Raw genomic sequence first — 18,506 nt, 5'->3', positions numbered from 1 at the left:
AGAGAGATGAAAAAAATATATACAAGAGTAATAATTCTTTTAACCTTTATTGGAAGTTCCTGTTCAGATGAAATATTGGAAAAACTTCCAAAAGATCAATTAACTGTATCAACCACCTTTACAACCAATAGCAATTTCGAAACCTATGCCTGGTCCATGTATGCCAATTCCTTTCCTGGGTATTGGGACTTAACTCCAATCAATAGGGAAATGGGAAGTGACCTTTTGGTCAATAATGCGGGAACACAAGGGGATGAACTTTTATGGCAAAGAAAGACCGTGCCCTCTTCCTCCAGTCTCTGGAGTAACTCTTATATTAATATACGGCGCGCTAACCTAATGTTAGACAACATAGACAATAGTGAATTAACAGACGGTGAAAAACAACACTGGAAAGGTGTCGGACTTTTTTTCCGAGCCTATGAATACGTGCAGTTGATCGCCAATTATGGAGAAGTGCCATGGGTAGACAAATCCCTTACCGAAGTGGACGAAGATATCCTATACGGTCCTAAAACCAGTAGAAATGAATTGTCCCAATTTGTATTGAATGATCTATTGGAGGCTGAAAACATAATTAATCCTGAAGGTAGTGGACCCAATACTATAAATACGGATGTTGTTCGTGCCCTAATTTCAAGATTTGGTCTTTACGAAGGTACTTGGAGGAAATATCATGGTCTTGGTGATGAAACTCGATATCTACAGGCTAGCGTTGACGCCAGCGCTCAGTTAATTGCCGATCATCCCAATCTACATTCCAGTTATGACGAGGTATTTAATAGTGAGACCCTAAATGGGGTAGAAGGAATTTTGTTGTACAAAGCCTATGAGTTTGGAGTCCAGAACGGAAGATGGTCCCATTACAACAGAAGTTCCATTGGTCACCGGGACCTTACCAAAAAAGCCGTGGACCAATATCTGTGCTTGGACGGTGAGACGATCCATACAAGTGATTTATTTGATGGGGAACAAGATGCCTATGACGAATTTAGAAATCGTGACCACAGATTGTACTTCAATACCCCTCCACCGTTTAGGGTATACACTGGTGGACAAAACCAATTAACCTGGGAATATGATTCCGACCCAAAGAGTAGGGAATATATAGATTTAATGGCCACTCTAAGTGATGATACCCATAAAACACTGCCAACAATAAATTGGCGGGGCCTTGTGGTAAGAACCTCCCCTCACTTTAGAAAATTTAATGAAGGACATGGGTATAATGTAACTTATACCGGATACGCCTTCTATAAATTCTCGAATAAAATAAGTAGGCTACAAAATAGGGATTCCCACGATGCCCCAATATTTAGAATGGGAGAGGTATTTTTAAATCATGCGGAGGCCATGTATGAATTAGGGCAATTTACCCAAGAAGTAGCGGATGCTACCATCAATAAATTAAGAACCAGAGGAGCCGTGGCACCCTTGAACTTGGCAAGTATCCCCGATGACCCTACCAGGGATGCAGACGTAGCGCCTGCGCTGTGGGAAATAAGGCGCGAACGAGGTATAGAATTCCTAGGAGAGGGCTTGGGAAGGGTATTCGATATTAAGCGTTGGAAAAAGCTCGTAGAATATGGTGCCGAGGAAAAGTTGGGAAGATGGGTTGTTAATTCCGATTATGGCAACAATTTACCTGTCCAAGGAGGAGCTGCAGAAGGTTATGTGTCTCCTTTTGGAATGCCGCCAGGGGTTCCCGAACATTATTATTTGGAACCCATACCTTCCGACCAAATAGTGTTAAATCCCCAGCTGGAACAGAACCCAGGATGGGAATAGATATAACTTTTTGAGTTACTATAATTAGTTTAAATTTGGGATGCCCTGTTGTAAAAACGGGCATCCCATTTTTAATTATACTGAATGTTTGCTATTTAGTTTTGTCACTTAATCTTATAAATAGGTTCTATTTATGAAAATAACTCATATGTGCCCAACTATTTTGAGTTTAATATTAACTTCCAAATAAGCTATTCTCAATCCATGAAACCCAATTTCCATATTTTAATCTATCTATTCTCATTTGCATTATTCTCACAAAAAAGCCATGATAAGACCAACGCAACAGATGATAGACCCAACTTTGTTTTTATTGTTGCCGATGACCTTGGCTATGGGGATTTAGGTTTTACCGGAAGTACACAAATAAAGACCCCTAACATAGATAAACTGGCTCAAACGGGGATTTTTTGTTCCCAGGGCTACGTTTCCTCTGCTGTTTGTAGTCCGTCAAGAGCTGGTTTTATCACTGGAATCAATCAGGTAGAGTTTGGACATGACAACAATCTAGCTCACTCCCAACCAGGATTCGACCCCCAATTCCTTGGTTTGCCCATAGGACAGAAGACCATAGCCGATTATTTAAAACCTTTGGGCTACATAAGTGGCATTATTGGGAAATGGCATTTGGGTTATGAGGATCAATTTCATCCCCTAAATAGAGGTTTCGATGAATTTTGGGGATATCGTGGTGGCGGACACGATTACTTCACTTCCAATCCGGAAGCAAAGGGATACATGGCCCCCATTGAATGCAATTACAAAATCCCACAGCCTATCACCTATATCACAGACGACAAGGGTGATGAATGTGTCGATTTTATAAAACGTCATAAAAAAGAGCCGTTCTTTCTTTTTGCCTCCTTTAATGCCCCACACACACCTATGCAGGCTACCAAAGCCGATTTGGCATTATACAGCCATATAAAGGATAGTAAAAGACGGACGTACGCGGCAATGGTACATAGGCTTGACGTTAATGTGGGTAGAATTATAGGTGCTTTAAAAGAATATAGTTTGGACAAAAATACTCTTGTCGTTTTTATAAGCGACAATGGGGGACCTATTGATAACGGTTCCATCAACTCCCCGTACAACGGTAAAAAAGGCACCTTATTGGAAGGTGGGGTACATGTTCCATTTATATTAAATTGGCCCAAAACGCTGCCCTCTGGGGAAACCTACTCTCACATGATTTCATCGCTTGACATTGTCCCAACCTTTTTGGCTTTTGCTGGTAGAAATGTAAAAGAATACCCTTTTAGCGGTACCAATCTAATGCCTTATCTTATGAAAGGTAGCAAGCAAATACCCCATGACAATCTCATGTGGCGCTTTACCATAAGTGCAGCCATAAGGGAAGGGGACTATAAATTGATCCGACTTCCAGATCGATTGCCACTTTTGTTTCACCTTCCTTCAGATATTTCTGAGCAGCATAATATAGCCCTTGACAACTTGGATATCACGCGAGACCTCTTAGAAAAATTAGGAAAGTGGGATGTTTCCCTCCCCCATCCCCTTTTTTTGGAAGGAGCAGAATGGAAAAAACAACAGCTTTACCAATACAACATTAATTATCCTCTAATACAACCATAGTATAAATCTAGATATATGAACAGAAGAAAATATATAAAGACCATAGCACTGGGAACCCTATTGCCCAGTTTTTCCGCTTCGGCATTTCCCTTTGGGACCATAAGCCAAGAAAAATTACTTGAAGACATACAATTTAAAAGTAATTGGCACAACTGGCCCGATATGAAATGGGTAGGTCCGGAATACTGGGGAAACCGACTCCAGGATTGGCGCCTAGAAGATGGCATGGCCGTTTGTAACATAAGTGCAGGAAATAGAAATCTTCAATTATTGACGGTTCAAAAAACAGATTCCATAACCCCATTGGAAGTTAGTGTGGATATAACCCTATTGAACAAGAGTATTGCCAATACCGATGAGGGATGCCTAGGTATGCAATTGGGATGTAGTGGTCCTTTTGATGATTACCGATCGGCGGCTGTCTTTGGCAAAGGTTTTGATATTGGTCTTAACCCCAACGGAAAACTTCAGGTAAGTGGACAGCTCTTTGATACCAGCCTAAATAAAATACCTGAAACCTTTCGTTTGGAAGTGCATTTAGAGCCTTACAATGATAAATACCGATTGAAGGTTGATGTTCTGGAGCCGATAACAAACACCTTGATCCATACCCAAGAAGATATATATGTCGATGGTAAAAACCTAGTAGGGAATTTTGCCCTACTGGCCGATATAACAACGGACAAGAGCCATGCCTCCCAACCTTTGGCCGGCTATTCCAACTGGAATATAACTGCAGATAATCTTATTTCAAACAAAGACCAATTATACGGCCCCATTTGCTTTGCCCAATACACCCTTCACGATAGAAAGTTAAAACTCACCACACAATTAGCGCCAATAGAAGAAATTGAAGGCAATTCCGTTCAGCTCCAATTCAAGGAACAGGGAGTATGGAAAACCACAACCAATACCCAGTTGGAACATATAGGCAGAGCGGTAAACTTCGTAGTTGAAAATTGGAACGCCAATTCAGATATTCCTTACCGAATATTGGTGGAAATCCCATTAAAAAATGAAATCCACCAATACACCTATGAAGGTACTATAGCCCAAGAGCCATTAAATAAAGAATCCGTATCGGCTGCGGTTTTTAGCTGTAATTTCCACTATGGTTTCCCTGATAACGACGTTCATGAAAATGTAGCTAAATTAAATCCGGACATCATTCTTTTCCTTGGGGATCAGTTTTACGAAGGTACTGGTGGATTTGGGGCAGAACGAAGTGGTGACATGGACGACCTATGTCTGGATTACCTGCGAAAGTGGATGATGTTCGGTTGGTCTTACCGCGAACTCTTTAGACATAAACCCTGCGCCATAATCCCGGATGACCATGATGTGTATCACGGTAATGTATGGGGCGAGAGCGGTAAAAAGGCCGATACCAGTGAAGGCCATGGTATGTTGGCCCAAGATTCCGGAGGCTACAAAATGCCTGCTGAATGGGTAAACATGGTGCAATTTACCCAAACCAGTCATTTACCAGATCCCTTCGACCCTAGCCCGGTTAAACAAAATATTGGTGTCTACTACACGCACTGGAATTACGGGGGCATTAGTTTTGCCATCCTAGAGGATCGAAAATTCAAATCCGCCCCCAAGCATGTTCTACCGCCCGAAGCCCAGGTAAGGAATGGATGGATACAAAATAAAGATTTCGACATAAAACAATACAGGGATCTAGATGCCACACTTTTGGGGCAACGGCAACACGATTTTATAGATCATTGGACCCAGGATTGGAATAATGGGGCAGAAATAAAAGTAGTGCTATCGCAGACCAATTTTGCCACTGTGGCCACCTTGCCCAAAACAGCTTTAAATGATGACGTGGTTCCCTCCTTACCTATTCCTAAAAAAGGAGAATACGTACTCGGTGATGTCCCTACCGTGGACATGGATTCCAATGGATGGCCAGCAAACAAAAGGGACAAGGCCGTTGAGGCTATCAGAAAATGCTATGCATTTCATATTGCTGGTGACCAACATTTGGGAAGTTTTATCCAATATGGCACTGATGAGCACGGAGACAGTGGTTACGCCTTTGCAGGTCCTGCCTTGAACAATATTTGGCCCAGAAGGTTCTGGCCAGAAGTAAATAGTGACTCCCATACCTATGATGACCCGGCCTATGTAGGGAACCATGTGGACGGATTTGGCAATAAACTATCGGTACATGCTGTTGGCAATCCTTTCGATACCGGGATTGAGCCGGCCATTATACATAATAGGGCAACCGGTTATGGCCTGGTAACCTTCAACAAAAAAGACAGGACCATAACCACGGCCTGTTGGCCCAGATATACCGACCCTAGCAGCGGTACAATTGAACAATTTCCAGGGTGGCCCATCACCATTAAACAAGAAGACAATTATGGTAAAAAGGCTGTTGCATGGTTGCCCACTATAAAGGTTGCCAACGTGAGCAAACCAGTTATTTCAGTTTTCGATAATAATAATCAACTAGTTTATTCCATTCGTATGGCAGCCAACACCTTTGCCCCCAAAGTATTCGATAAAGAAAAATATACCATTGTAATCCAGGATGTGGAAAACAATAGAAAAAAGACACTTAAGAATATTAGGGCCAAAACCGTTAACAATCGAATATTGGAAATTAACCTTGATTAAATAAACTCGGTAGTTCTATTAACGCCATATGGACCAACAAAAAAATCCCAAACTTTCTATAAACTAAGAAAGTTTGGGATTAATTATTATTGTTTTAAAAGCTTAAATCACAACTGTCTTCCCAGGAGTTGGTATGTTATAAGTACCATCAGCATTTGGTTGTACCGGTGCTGGGGAATCCCAGGTTAAATTATCCGGAGCCAGATCAATGTTGGAAGTCATGGCTTCCTCCCACTTAATTACCTTACCGGAATAAGTAGCCATTCTACCAATGATAGCACTCATGGTACTCATGGCACCATTCTCCGCATCGGTAATAACGCCTTTGTTTCTAATAGATTCAAAAAGTTTAATATGCTCCACTTGATAAGGGTTAGGATCATCCTTTCCACGATGGGTAAATATTTCCCCACCGGCATAATCCTTAATAAATGTATTGTCACCATAAGTTTCTATAGTACCCTTGGTACCTTGGAATGTTTCGGCTACCCTACTCATGGTTTCTGGCATATGGCGGCACTGACTGGCAATTACCGCCCCACTTGGATAGGTATATTCTACAAAATGATGATCAAAAATTTCCCCATGGTGCTTTCCTGTTCTTACCTGTCTTCCTCCAAATCCTTGTGCCGATACTGGATATTCCCCAATAAACCAGTTGGCAACATCTATATTGTGGATGTGCTGTTCCAAAATATGATCTCCGCACAACCAGTTGAAATAATACCAATTGCGCATCTGGTATTCCAGCTCGGATTGTCCGGGCTGTCTTTCCCTTACCCAAACTCCGCCACTGTTCCAGTATACCTGACCGGAAACAATTTTTCCTATCTTATTATCCTTAATATGCTTTATTCCCGCCAAATAGTTGTCCTGATAATGCCTTTGAAGACCTACAACCACGTTTAATTTCTTATCCTTTGCCACTTGTGCCGCTGCCAACACCTTTCTTACTCCTGGTATGTCCGTAGCAACCGGTTTTTCCATAAATACATGTTTTCCTGCATTTACTGCATATTCAAAATGCTGTGGTCTAAATCCGGGAGGGGTAGCCAATATTACTACATCCGCCATGTCTATAGCCTTTTCTGCGCCATCGAAACCAACAAATTGATTGGCCTTGGGAACATTTACCTTCTTGGAATCCTTAAACTCCTTCTGCAAATTCATTAAACTTCCCTGCAACCTGTCCTCGAAGGCATCGGCCATAGCCACCAATTCAACATTGGGATCCGCGTTCAAGGCCTGTTGTGCCGCACCTGTACCACGACCACCACAACCAATCAAGGCTATCTTTAATTTCTTCTCATTAGCGACGTTTACCATAGCATTCATTTGCATGGTAGGTAAAATCATTGCCCCTGTTACCAGTGCACTGCTTTTTACAAAATCTCTTCTACTATTTTTAATATTGGTCATGGTATTTCTTGTTTGTTTAGTTTTTCATGTTTTAAAGTTAAAAATCATTTTGTCATTGCACCACAATAAAAAATTGAAGTTCAAGAACGGGTCGTCAAGATAGAGATTTATTTGGAAACGTACAATGTACATTTTTACAGAAAACTCCCAAAAATGTTAAATAACCAATATTATCCTAAAATAGTATGTAAAAAATTGCCTTACCCTATAAATCAAAGCAATTTTTTAAGTTATATGGGAAGTGGTACTATTCCTTATAATTTGGATTTTTCTTCTTTGTCTTCCAGAAGAAAACTACGATGCTTTTCCATCATCATATTTTGTAAGGAGTCCATTTGTTGAAATAGTTTTCGCATGTCCGAAAAGTTATTGTTACGATGTCTTTCAAAGAAATCATTAAAATATTGGTTACCGTTCATAAGGGAATCCATATCCATAAACTGTCTAAAATTATGGTCCTCCATTAAGGAAGATAATTTACCATGGGAAAAAAACTTCATGGATTTCATAATACTATCCAAATCCATTTCCTCTGCAAATTTTCCCATATTGTCATAGTAGTAGGAATAAATAGAATCATATCCAATAATATTACCCGCTTCATCGTATTTCTTATCTACCTTCCAACTTATTTTCGGTTTATCCACCGTAAGACTGTCCGTACTTTTTTTCGCCAAATCCTCCTTTGATTTGCCTTGGTCGTTTTGTGCTTGGCATCCAGTTAACATTAGACCCAACAAAAGGGTAAACATAAATTTTTTCATCTTAAAAAATTTTAATTAAACCTCCGTTTTTTCATTATTAGCCTCAAAAAAAATGCCATCCAAGTTATTATTTAAAAGGTTGTCAGGTTAAAAATGTGTTAAACATATACTATCTTTAATTATGAAATTCAAAGGTTCCTATTGCGCGCGACAATAGTTAAACGCAGCACCTTTTTTTATGTGATCTTAATAGAATGAATAAAGAAAAAACATCGCAAGAACAAAAGCGATTGGACGATTCCCGATCCAAAAGAAAGGATTGGCTTAAATGGGGCCCCTATCTAAGTGAGAGGCAATGGGGCACGGTTAGGGAAGATTACAGTCCGGATGGGGATGCATGGAACTATTTTTCACACGAGGATTCCCGTAGTAGGGCCTATAGATGGGGGGAAGATGGTATTGCCGGGATATCTGACCGATATAGTAATATATGCTTTGGAATAACTTTATGGAACGGTAAAGACCGTATTCTAAAGGAGCGTCTTTTTGGCCTAACCGGACCACAAGGAAACCACGGAGAGGATGTTAAGGAACTCTATTACTATTTGGAGAACACCCCTACCCATTCCTATATGAAGCATCTTTACAAATATCCGCAAAACGAATTTCCATATGTACAATTGGTGGAAGAAAACAGGAGGCGGGGAAAAAACGAATTTGAGTACGAACTTTTGGATACCGGCATTTTTGACAACAATGAATATTTTGATGTCGTTACGGAATATGCCAAGGCGGACAATGAAGACATTCTCATAAAAATATCTATTAGCAATAGAAGTTCAAAGTCTGCTCCTATACATGTTCTACCAACACTTTGGACCAGAAATTTGTGGAGTTTCGTAGGCATGCCCGAAAAACCTATCATAAAAAAACAAACCACTAAAGACCAGACCTTTGTTTCCATAAACCACATCTATGTAGGTAACTACAACCTATACTTTGAAAAACCATCCCGATTGCTGTTTACAGAGAACGAGACCAATATGGAGAAAGTCTATGCGCAGCCCAACGATCATCCCTTTAAAAAGGATCTTTTTCACAATTCCGTGGTGAACAACGAATATTCCATTATTTCCAAAAATAATCAAGGCACCAAATTCGCACCCCTGTACGGGTTGAATCTTGAGGGGGGAGAAACAAAAACGATTAAATTGAGGCTGACTTCCTCTTCTCTGGAAGCCCCATTCGATAAGGGTTTTGAAACTGCTTTTTCAAAAAGAATCCAAGAATCCCAAGAATTTCTGGATGCTACATTTAAAACAGCCTCTAAAGAAACCAAAGAAATAAAAAAACAGGCTATAGCCGGACTATTATGGTCCAAGCAATATTACAATTATGAGGTGGAAAGGTGGCTGAAAGGAGACCACGAGGAGATGCCCCCGCCACAAAATAGATTTAACGGTAGAAACAAGGAATGGAAAACACTGAGAAACCATGATATACTGGCTATGCCAGACACCTGGGAATATCCTTGGTTCGCTGCCTGGGATACTGCATTCCATTGTGTTAGTCTAGCCTTGGTAGATCCCAGTTTTGCCAAGGATCAATTGCTGTTATTTACCAAAGAATGGTACATGGCACCAAACGGACAGATACCGGCATATGAGTGGAATTTCAGCGATGTTAATCCACCCGTACAAGCTTGGGCCTCCCTTCAGGTGTATCAAATGGAGAAAAATAAGACCGGTAAAGGGGACCTTATCTTTTTAAAACGGATGTTCAACAAACTGGCACTTAATTTTACCTGGTGGGTGAACCGTGAAGATAGCCTTGAAAACAACGTTTTTGAAGGAGGATTTTTGGGCCTGGACAATATTGGGGTCTTCGATCGTAGTCGCGATATCCCGGGAGGCGGGGTCTTGGAACAGGTAGATGGAACCTCATGGATGGCCCTTTATTGTTTAAACATGTTGGAGATGGCTTTGGAAATTGCGCTGGAAGACAAATCCTTTGAGGATATGACCATGAAATATTTTGGCCATTTTGTCTTTATCGCAGAAGCTTTAAACAATATAAGTCAGGATTATAATGGTTCATGGGATGAAAGTGAAGGCTTTTTCTATGACAAGTTGATATTCCCAAATGGGGATTCCGTACCCATTAAAGTACGTTCCATTTCCGGATTGCTATCACTTACTGCGGTATTGAATATAAAGAAAGAATATTTGGACAAGCTACCCAGGTTTAGAAAAAGTATGGAATGGTTTCGTAGACACCGTATAGAAAATGCAAAATATCAGGTAATGGAGGAATACTCCAAAGATCAGGATGTTCTATTATCATTAGTACCAAAAGAGCGCTTACAAAAGCTGATAGGAAGCATTTTGGACGAAAAGGAATTTCTTTCCCAATATGGCATAAGGTCCCTATCCAAAATTCACGAAAAGCCTTACACTATCCATATAGATGGAAAAACCTTTGGGATAAATTATGAACCTGCGGAGTCCTCCACCGGAATGTTTGGAGGAAATTCCAATTGGAGGGGGCCTATTTGGATGCCAATGAACTATTTATTTATAAATTCCCTAAGGGAGTATCATAGCTATTTTGGGAACAAATTGGAATTTTCTTATCCCACAGGTAATGGAAATATGATGAATTTAAAGGATATTAGTGATGAAATTGGCAAAAGACTGATAAAACTATTTGAAAAGGATGCGAATGGTAATAGACCCATTCACCAATTGCATGAAGAAAAATACCGAGACCCACATTTTAAGGACCTGATCTTGTTTTATGAGTATTTTCATGGGGACAGTGGCAGAGGTGTAGGAGCTTCACATCAAACCGGATGGACCGCTTTGGTGGTAAATTTAATGGAAGAAATATAACTGTAATTTGGAAAATCTATTTAAAAAGGAATGGTTGGCCACCAACGGGCTTGGCGGTTATGCCTCAGGTGCCGTCAACGGCGCCAATACAAGACAGTATCACGGTCTATTGGTTGCTGCCCTTGAGCCACCTACCGACCGCACTGTGGTGGTGGCAAAAATTGAGGAGCGCGTTCTAATAGATGGGCAATATCATAATATTTCTACCAACCAATATCCAAAAGTGATTTTTCCTGATGGAGGTAAATATTTAAAGAATTTTGATGTTGACCCCTCCCCTACCTGGCAGTTTGCCGATAGTGATTGGGATTTGCGCAAAAATGTACAAATGATATCAGGGTCCAACACCACTGTACTTACCTACACCAACAATGGAAATAGGCCTTTGGTCCTGGAGCTACATCCCCTCTACGCCTACAACGATTTTCACACCACATTTCACGAAACCCCTTGCTATAATTTCTTTACGGAGTTCAATAACGACCATTTAAAGACATACCCCGAGTATGGGAGCAATCCGGTTTATACCGGGTGGAGTGCAGGACATTATTTTGAGGCCCGTTGTTGGTTCAAAAATATTATCCTCTCCAAGGGTAAAGCTCGTGGCCTCGGATCGGTCTGCGACTATTATAGGATCGGATATCTTGTACATGAACTGCAGCCAGGGGAAGATCTTATCTTGTATTTCACCATAGAGGAGAACATTGTAACGGAAGGGATAGAAAAAACTCTATCCTTAAACAATAAAAACAGCACAGGGAACAAAGAAAATCTAGTACCTGGGTTCTTTAAAGACCTCATGTTATCTGGAGAACAATTTATGGTCCAAAGAAAGTCTACCAATAGTATGTCTATAATTGCCGGCTATCACTGGTTTACGGATTGGGGAAGGGATACTATGATCGCCATGCGCGGATTGACCATAGCCACTGGCAAAAAAGAACTGTCCAAATCCATTTTGAATACTTTCTTTAAAATTGTGGATCAGGGAATGATCCCGGACCGCTTTCCAGATAACGCCAAAGACCCGGTTCATTACAATACCATGGACGCTACACTTTGGCTTTTTGTGGCCAGCTATGACTACCAAAAAAAATTCGAGGATATTGCATTTGTAAAAGATCATATTGAAATATTAAAAAATATATTGGACCAGCATATTGCCGGCGCCCGCTACAACATTCACATTACAGAGGAAGGATTTATTTACGGTGGGGAATGCAAGGTACAGCTTACATGGATGGATGCCATTGTAGGTGGAAAAGTGATTACCCCCAGAGTGGGATGTCCAGTAGAGGTAAATGCTCTATGGTATAACGCCCTTAAGATTTATGAAAACTTCTGCGAAATTCTCAATGTTGATATTGAAGCCGCTTACCTAGAATTAATTGCCAAGTTTGAATCCAATTTTACCAAATTTTTTATCAATCCACAAGGAACCTTATTCGATGTGATCATACCTGGGATCTCGCAGGACATTGCCCTGCGCCCTAATCAAATATACTGTCTTAGTCTACCTTTCGGCGTTTTGGACAACGACCAACAAAGATGCATTTTTGAGGCCGTGGAAAATAAACTATATACCCCCTATGGACTGCGTACCTTGGATCCGGATAGTCCGGAATATAAACCGAACTATGAAGGTAATCAATGGTCACGGGACCATGCTTACCACCAAGGAACGGTATGGCCATTCCTACTTCATGAATATTTTCAGGCCTATTTCAAAATCTACGGAACCTCTACAGAGAACAAGAAAAAAGTAATGTTGGAATTGGAGCCGTTGCGCAAACATTTTTATCAGGACAACGGCATACATTGTATTTCCGAGATTTTTAACGGTAGTGAACCCCAAGAGGGAAAAGGCTGCATTCAACAAGCTTGGTCGGTAGCGGCCATTATAAAATTGTACATAGATTTTGGGCTCGACAAAATTGAACAGGAAGAAGAGCCGATGCCTAAATATACCTTTTTAAAGGTTTGATTAGAGTTTTGGTCATGGCAATAAATCACAACTTAAAATTTTATAGATTATTTTCCTCAAGCCTTGAAGTTATTTTGTATTTTTTGAAAACCAAAAAACCCATCAAATAAATCAACCAACCATGGATACCAAGATTTTTAACATCAACCGAAGACATTTTTTAAAAGGGGCCGCAGCATCCCTGGCACTTTCCTCTTTTGGATCCTATGGTATGGAGCTTATTTATCGGGATAAACCGCTAAGGGTTGGACTTATTGGTACAGGGTGGTATGGAAAAAGTGATCTTTTTAGGCTAATGCAGGTGACCAAGGTAGACGTAGTTTCTATCTGCGATGTGGACAACAATTTACTTAACGAAGCGGCAAAGCTTATCAGTCTTAGGCAACCGTCCGGAAAAACCCCCAGAACTTATAGGGATTATAGAAAAATGCTCGCAGAAAAGGATTTGGACATAGTGCTTATTGGTACCCCGGACCACTGGCATGCCCTTCAGGCCATAGAGGCTTTAAAATCCGGGGCCCATGTCTATGTGCAAAAACCAATAAGTGTTGATGTAATAGAGGGTGAAGCCATGGTAGCTGCCGCCAGAAAATATAACAAGGTAGTACAGGTTGGAACCCAGCGTAAGAGTACCCCGCATCTTATAGATGCCAAAAAAAATATAGTGGATGCCGGCTTATTGGGCAAGGTTTCCCACGTGGAAATGTGTTGTTATTACCATATGAGGGCCAATGGCAATCCTCCCTTGGAAAAGGTTCCCAATTTTTTGGATTATGAAATGTGGACCGGACCGGCACCACTGCGTCCTTATGACGGAATCCCCCACAGACGTTGGTGGCGAACCTTTATGGAATATGGCAATGGCATTATGGGCGATATGTGCGTGCACATGTTGGATACCGTAAGGTGGATGCTTGAGTTGGACTGGCCAAAAAGAATAAGTTCCACTGGGGGGATCTATGTACAAAAAGACGGAAAATCCAACATAGCCGATACCCAAACAGCCATCTTTGAATATGAGGAACTCAACTGTGTTTGGCAACATAGAAGTTGGGGAACCCCAGCCGACCCGGATTACCCATGGTCGTTTAAACTATATGGAGAGAAAGGCACACTGTCCGGCAGCACCATGAGATATGACTTTGTTCCGCATGGGGGTGGGGAAAAGATCCATATGGACGTAATTTATGAAAAGGAGAAATATCCAGAGGACCTCACTGAAAAAGATATAGAATTAAATGCCGCCCCTGCCACCAGATTGCATATGTTGGACTTCCTTGCGGCCATTGATAAAGGAACTTTGCCTATTGCCGATATCCGGGAAGGACATGTATCCACAGCAAGTTGTATTTTAGCCAATATGGCCATGGCCATCGGAAGACCGTTGATCTATGACCCTAAAAATATAATGGTAGTAAATGATGCGGAGGCAACGGCGCTTTTACAAAGGGATTATCGTGCCCCTTGGAAACATCCACACCCCAACGATTTTAAATAGGGCTACCTTGGCTCACGACTAGTTTTAAATGATGGATTTTAATCCAAAATTCGGCCATCCTCCATCTGGATGATGCGATCGGTACGTTTGGCAAAGTCCTCGTCATGTGTCACGATCAAAAGGGATAGACCTTCCTCCTCTTTAAGCCGTTTAAAAATACTGAAGACATTTTCGGAATTGTGACTGTCCAAATTTCCGGTAGGTTCATCCCCCATCAGAATAGCAGGATTGTTTATCAAGGCCCGAGCGATAGCCACCCGTTGTTTTTCCCCACCCGATATCCTTGAGGCGCGCTGATGGGCCAACTTTTCTATATCCAACATTCTTAGTTTTTCCATGGCATCGTGTTCTATTTCCGCCAGGGACTTCTCTGCCAATTTTTTGGCCGGTAGCATCACATTTTCCAATACACTAAACTCCGACAACAAATAATGAAATTGGAACACGAATCCAATATTCTTATTTCGGATTTGGGACAGTTTGCTATGTTTTTGACCCGTAATCAACTCGTTATTCAAAAATAGTTCTCCGGTATAATCCGTATCCATGGTAGACAAAATATAAAGCAGAGTAGACTTCCCAGATCCAGATTTACCCATAATAGAGGCAAATTCCCCCTTTTTTATGCTGAAAGAAATATCCTTGAGCACATGAAATTTCACAGGCTTTTCAAAGTATTTATTAATATTTTTTGTCTCTAAAACGAAGTCCATTTTTCTAGGTTAAGTTCCCCTAATAATCCGCACAGGGTCTATGCGCTTTGCTTTGTTGGAAGGCAACCAACCGGCAACGAAGGTCGAAATCAGTGCGAAGGAAATGCCAATGATATAATACCATATATTATAGTTTATGGGATAGGTGGTAATTGTTGGCAACGCCTCGGTTTCGAAAGCCACATTATCAATTAGCTTGGAAAGAACAAACCCAACCAATAGCCCAAGAATACCTCCTACTGCCCCAATGATCATGGCCTGACTCATAAATATAAGTTGTACATCGGTACCCGAAAACCCTGTAGCTTTTAATATGGCGATATCCTTCATTTTTTCATAAATTAGCATGTTAAGGATATTATAGATTCCAAAACCGGCAACAATCAATAGTGTTATGGAAACGGCATAGGTAATCAGGTTACGGATATTGGATCCGGTTTCAAATTGGGCATTGGCCTCATTGATACTCGTGGCCTTTACTTGAAACTTTTTACCCAAACTACTTGCCATGGCGGTGGCTTCGTTAATATCGTACAATTTTACATTGATATCGGTGACGTAGTTCTGGGCCTCCCCCAAAATACGTTGAACCGTCTTTAGATTGGCATAACTCTGAATATTATCTATATCCGCAATACCGCTTTGGTATATCCCTACAATTTTTAGGGGAAAAACATCGCCCTTTATCGTACTGACCTGTACTCGATCACCCTCCTTGAGCGACATTTTTTTGGCAAGGCCCGCTCCCAAAAGTATTCCGTTTTCACTGTTTTTTAGATCCTGAGCCGTTCCCTCCACTATATAATCATCAATATTAGAGAGTCTTGCCTCTTCCATAATATCCACTCCTACCAAGTTCCCCCCTAATTCTATAGATCCGGAGAGATAAAAGATCTGCGCCCTTAGTTGGGGTGTTGCACCATAAACCTTTTTGTCCTTTTTTAGATAATTCAAGATGGGGAGACCATTATGGATCTTCTTCTGACTTTGCTTAGGCTTAACGGAATTAACCACATTAAAGGCATCCTCAAATTCCTGATTTAGGGCAATGGGCTGTTTTTCTGAAGGTTCTATCTCATTGTAGATATGGATATGGGGCGTTTGGTTCAAAATAAGGCTGTCCAGCATTTCATTGAGCCCCGTCATAAAACTCACCAAAGTAATATAGGCCCCGATACCAAAGGTAACACCTAGGGAGGCCGTTACCGTAGATTTCATCTTGGTTAACAGATGGGTTTTGGCGATGTTCAATATGACCTTCCAATTGATCATTCTTCAGGTTTTAGAATCTCCGTGGTCTCATTGATACCATTTATAATTTCTACACGCTCCAAATTTTGAAGCCCGGGAACAACTTCAACAAGTCCGTCCGGAGTCCTCACTTTGTTCCCCTCCAATAAAAACTCCTTGGGAATGGTCAAGACGCTTTCCTTCTCGGAAATAATTATATTTCCCTCCCCTGCCAAACCAGGGTATAGCGCTTGCGGTGGATTGCTAAAAATGGCCTCTGCCTTAAAGGTCTGGGAACGCTCATCCTTTTTGGGATATATTTTGTTTACTTTGGCATCAAATACCTCATTGCCATAAGCATCCAAAGTAATAAGGGCTTTTTGGCCCAGCTGAAGTTTTACGATATCGACCTCGTCTATCAACAATTCAATAATAAAATCCGTAGCACTGCCAACCGATGCCAAAGGCTCCATAGTATTGACTATTTCTCCTGGGTTTTTGTATAAGGCATAAAGTTTTCCATTGATCTTGCTACTAACGGTAAAATCCTTGGTGGTAAGCTGCGAGGTATTATAATTGTTGAGCGCTTGCTGAACTTGGGTAGAAAGTTCGTTCTTTGTCTGGACATATTTATTTTTAAGTTGCTTTAAATTATTTCCTGAAATTTCATAAGCAAGTTTGCGGTTCTCAAACTGCACTTTCGATCCAATATTTTGATCCCAAAGCCTCTTTTGCCTAATATAATTCATAGAATCGTTTTTAAAGGACAAGGTTGCCGATTGGATCTCATCTTCCAACGAACCTAAAACCGCCGAACTGCCGTTGTAATTTTCTTGCGCCAATTGAAGTGCCAAGCGCGCATTTTCCGTGTTGAGTTTCGGGGTACTGTTCACAATCTGGATAATTGGTGTCCCCTTGCTTACCAATTCCCCTTCCTCCAACAAATTACGGTCCAAAATACCTGCAACGGGGGCATAAGCCTGATACAGACTATCTGGCTGCACGGTTACGGAAGCATAAACCGATTCCGTTAGATAGATTTTAGTGGGAAATATCTTTTCTTGTTTGTCTCCGCAGGATAAAAAAAGAAATAGACAATGGATCAATAAATAATTCCTCATAGACAATATTAACTAAGATAGCCCAAAATAAAGGGAAATATACTTTATAGAATATGAGAAAAATCATATAGGCTTCTATCCCAAAAGTATTCTTTACCGTTCATCCAAGAATATAGCAAACGATATATAATTATTGAATAGCTCATTGCCCTACGTGGGTGTCCCGGCTTGGCCCCATCATTCCGTAAAACCCATATAAGCGGGTTTCATCACTAAAATAACCGAATTAAATGGAGCGTTTGGAAATTTTATAAAATCCATAACAAAAGGACACCCCTAAAGCGCTTTTTTTTACCATCGCTAAAGCAATGTCCTTTGACCAAATTTAGGATTTGATCCTACCCATTATTTAATAAGAGGTAGGGCCTATACTAATCCTAAAGAAATTTTCCAGTTTCGTCCAGTTTAACCCGCAACATTTTATCCCCGTTCTCCAATTTAACCTTATAGGTTTTCTTTGCACCTAGAACATCGGTAAAGGAGACCAAATAAATATCTTTCGTAATAACCCATCCTGGAAAACGATCCGCTATGCTCTCCCTTACTGAAGTTGGCAAATTTATATCCTTAAACTTTTCAGCAGTGCGCAGTAGCTTTCCATCGCCATCATAAGCGGCAAGAATTTTGCCTTCGGGAATAAAAAAGGTAATATTATAAAGGTCATAATCGTCCTGATAATATTCTGAGCTTTTAATATCATAGGTCGCCACCTTTTCCTGCAATAGCTTCACCGGAACAGATGCCAACTCTCCAGTGTTGATATCATTGAGATATTTATAGTTGGTGGCGTAAACCGTTACCTCCGATAATTCAACCGTAGGGATAATTTGAGAAAAGGCTTGGGTGGTTAGTCCAATAGCTAATAAACCAAATAGAATTTTTTTCATGATCATTAAGTTTAAATATTAATTAGTGTTAACATGGA

At 40.7% G+C, this 18,506-nt stretch carries 12 protein-coding genes; 6 read left to right on the top strand and 6 right to left on the bottom strand.

Translation table 11 applies throughout. The features are described from left to right. Positions 1–6: 6 nt before the first annotated feature. From U735_RS0109495 to U735_RS0109485, 3 genes are all read left to right on the top strand, one after another. Positions 7–1,788: a RagB/SusD family nutrient uptake outer membrane protein gene (locus U735_RS0109495; protein WP_031443605.1), complete on the top strand. Its 1,782-nt coding sequence runs from the start codon at positions 7–9 to the stop codon at positions 1,786–1,788. A 204-nt stretch (positions 1,789–1,992) separates the two neighbouring features. Continuing rightward, positions 1,993–3,387, top strand: a complete 1,395-nt coding sequence (locus tag U735_RS0109490; RefSeq protein ID WP_031443604.1) for a sulfatase-like hydrolase/transferase — start codon at positions 1,993–1,995, stop codon at positions 3,385–3,387. A gap of 15 nt (positions 3,388–3,402) precedes the next feature. Then, entirely contained in the window at positions 3,403–6,021 is a 2,619-nt protein-coding gene (locus U735_RS0109485) for an alkaline phosphatase D family protein (protein WP_031443603.1), read from the top strand. Positions 6,022–6,123: 102 nt separating this feature from the next. Here U735_RS0109485 and U735_RS0109480 read toward each other — a convergent pair whose 3' ends face one another. Both U735_RS0109480 and U735_RS0109475 read right to left on the bottom strand, forming a co-directional pair. Next, a complete protein-coding gene (locus tag U735_RS0109480; RefSeq protein WP_031443602.1) occupies positions 6,124–7,440 on the bottom strand; it encodes a Gfo/Idh/MocA family protein in 1,317 nt (438 codons plus the stop codon). A gap of 254 nt (positions 7,441–7,694) precedes the next feature. After that, positions 7,695–8,204 carry a hypothetical protein gene (locus tag U735_RS0109475; protein WP_031443601.1) on the bottom strand — a complete coding sequence of 170 codons (510 nt, stop codon included), beginning with the start codon at positions 8,202–8,204 and terminating at the stop codon, positions 7,695–7,697. A 194-nt stretch (positions 8,205–8,398) separates the two neighbouring features. Between U735_RS0109475 and U735_RS0109470 the strand changes: the two genes are divergently transcribed. The 3 genes from U735_RS0109470 (at position 8,399) to U735_RS0109460 (ending at position 14,517) form a co-directional block, all read left to right on the top strand. Then, positions 8,399–11,035, top strand: coding sequence for an MGH1-like glycoside hydrolase domain-containing protein (locus tag U735_RS0109470; RefSeq protein ID WP_031443600.1), 2,637 nt, complete (start codon positions 8,399–8,401; stop codon positions 11,033–11,035). A 7-nt stretch (positions 11,036–11,042) separates the two neighbouring features. After that, positions 11,043–13,019, top strand: coding sequence for an amylo-alpha-1,6-glucosidase (locus U735_RS0109465; RefSeq protein WP_051891938.1), 1,977 nt, complete (start codon positions 11,043–11,045; stop codon positions 13,017–13,019). Between the two features lie 121 nt (positions 13,020–13,140). Next, positions 13,141–14,517 (top strand): Gfo/Idh/MocA family oxidoreductase, encoded by a 1,377-nt coding sequence (locus U735_RS0109460; RefSeq protein ID WP_031443598.1) that lies wholly within the window; start codon positions 13,141–13,143, stop codon positions 14,515–14,517. A gap of 38 nt (positions 14,518–14,555) precedes the next feature. On the opposite strand, the gene U735_RS0109455 is transcribed toward U735_RS0109460, so the two are convergent. From U735_RS0109455 to U735_RS0109440, 4 genes are all read right to left on the bottom strand, one after another. Further along, positions 14,556–15,230, bottom strand: a complete 675-nt coding sequence (locus tag U735_RS0109455; protein ID WP_031443597.1) for an ABC transporter ATP-binding protein — start codon at positions 15,228–15,230, stop codon at positions 14,556–14,558. 9 nt (positions 15,231–15,239) lie between these two features. Beyond that, complete coding sequence (locus U735_RS0109450) at positions 15,240–16,502, bottom strand: ABC transporter permease (RefSeq protein ID WP_031443596.1); 1,263 nt, start codon at positions 16,500–16,502, stop codon at positions 15,240–15,242. Beyond that, positions 16,499–17,581: an efflux RND transporter periplasmic adaptor subunit gene (locus tag U735_RS0109445; RefSeq protein WP_031443595.1), complete on the bottom strand. Its 1,083-nt coding sequence runs from the start codon at positions 17,579–17,581 to the stop codon at positions 16,499–16,501. Before U735_RS0109445 ends, U735_RS0109450 begins: the two co-directional genes overlap by 4 nt. Positions 17,582–17,958: 377 nt before the next feature. Then, complete coding sequence (locus U735_RS0109440; protein ID WP_031443594.1) at positions 17,959–18,468, bottom strand: nicotinate-nucleotide adenylyltransferase; 510 nt, start codon at positions 18,466–18,468, stop codon at positions 17,959–17,961. Positions 18,469–18,506: the final 38 nt, after the last annotated feature.

This window comes from Arenibacter algicola, from assembly GCF_000733925.1.
Classification (GTDB): Bacteria; Bacteroidota; Bacteroidia; order Flavobacteriales; family Flavobacteriaceae; genus Arenibacter; species Arenibacter algicola.
Note: the sequence above shows the minus strand (reverse complement) of the source record. Positions and strands in the feature narration are given on the sequence as shown.

Excerpts from the sequence above, each read along its gene's own strand:
- U735_RS0109480 (WP_031443602.1), bottom strand. The coding sequence starts at position 7,440 with ATGACCAATATTAAAAATAGTAGAAGAGATTTTGTAAAAAGCAGTGCA.
- U735_RS0109495 (WP_031443605.1), top strand. The coding sequence starts at position 7 with ATGAAAAAAATATATACAAGAGTAATAATTCTTTTAACCTTTATTGGA.
- U735_RS0109455 (WP_031443597.1), bottom strand. The coding sequence starts at position 15,230 with ATGGACTTCGTTTTAGAGACAAAAAATATTAATAAATACTTTGAAAAG.
- U735_RS0109445 (WP_031443595.1), bottom strand. The coding sequence starts at position 17,581 with ATGAGGAATTATTTATTGATCCATTGTCTATTTCTTTTTTTATCCTGC.
- U735_RS0109440 (WP_031443594.1), bottom strand. The coding sequence starts at position 18,468 with ATGAAAAAAATTCTATTTGGTTTATTAGCTATTGGACTAACCACCCAA.
- U735_RS0109485 (WP_031443603.1), top strand. The coding sequence starts at position 3,403 with ATGAACAGAAGAAAATATATAAAGACCATAGCACTGGGAACCCTATTG.
- U735_RS0109460 (WP_031443598.1), top strand. The coding sequence starts at position 13,141 with ATGGATACCAAGATTTTTAACATCAACCGAAGACATTTTTTAAAAGGG.
- U735_RS0109490 (WP_031443604.1), top strand. The coding sequence starts at position 1,993 with ATGAAACCCAATTTCCATATTTTAATCTATCTATTCTCATTTGCATTA.
- U735_RS0109470 (WP_031443600.1), top strand. The coding sequence starts at position 8,399 with ATGAATAAAGAAAAAACATCGCAAGAACAAAAGCGATTGGACGATTCC.
- U735_RS0109475 (WP_031443601.1), bottom strand. The coding sequence starts at position 8,204 with ATGAAAAAATTTATGTTTACCCTTTTGTTGGGTCTAATGTTAACTGGA.
- U735_RS0109450 (WP_031443596.1), bottom strand. The coding sequence starts at position 16,502 with ATGATCAATTGGAAGGTCATATTGAACATCGCCAAAACCCATCTGTTA.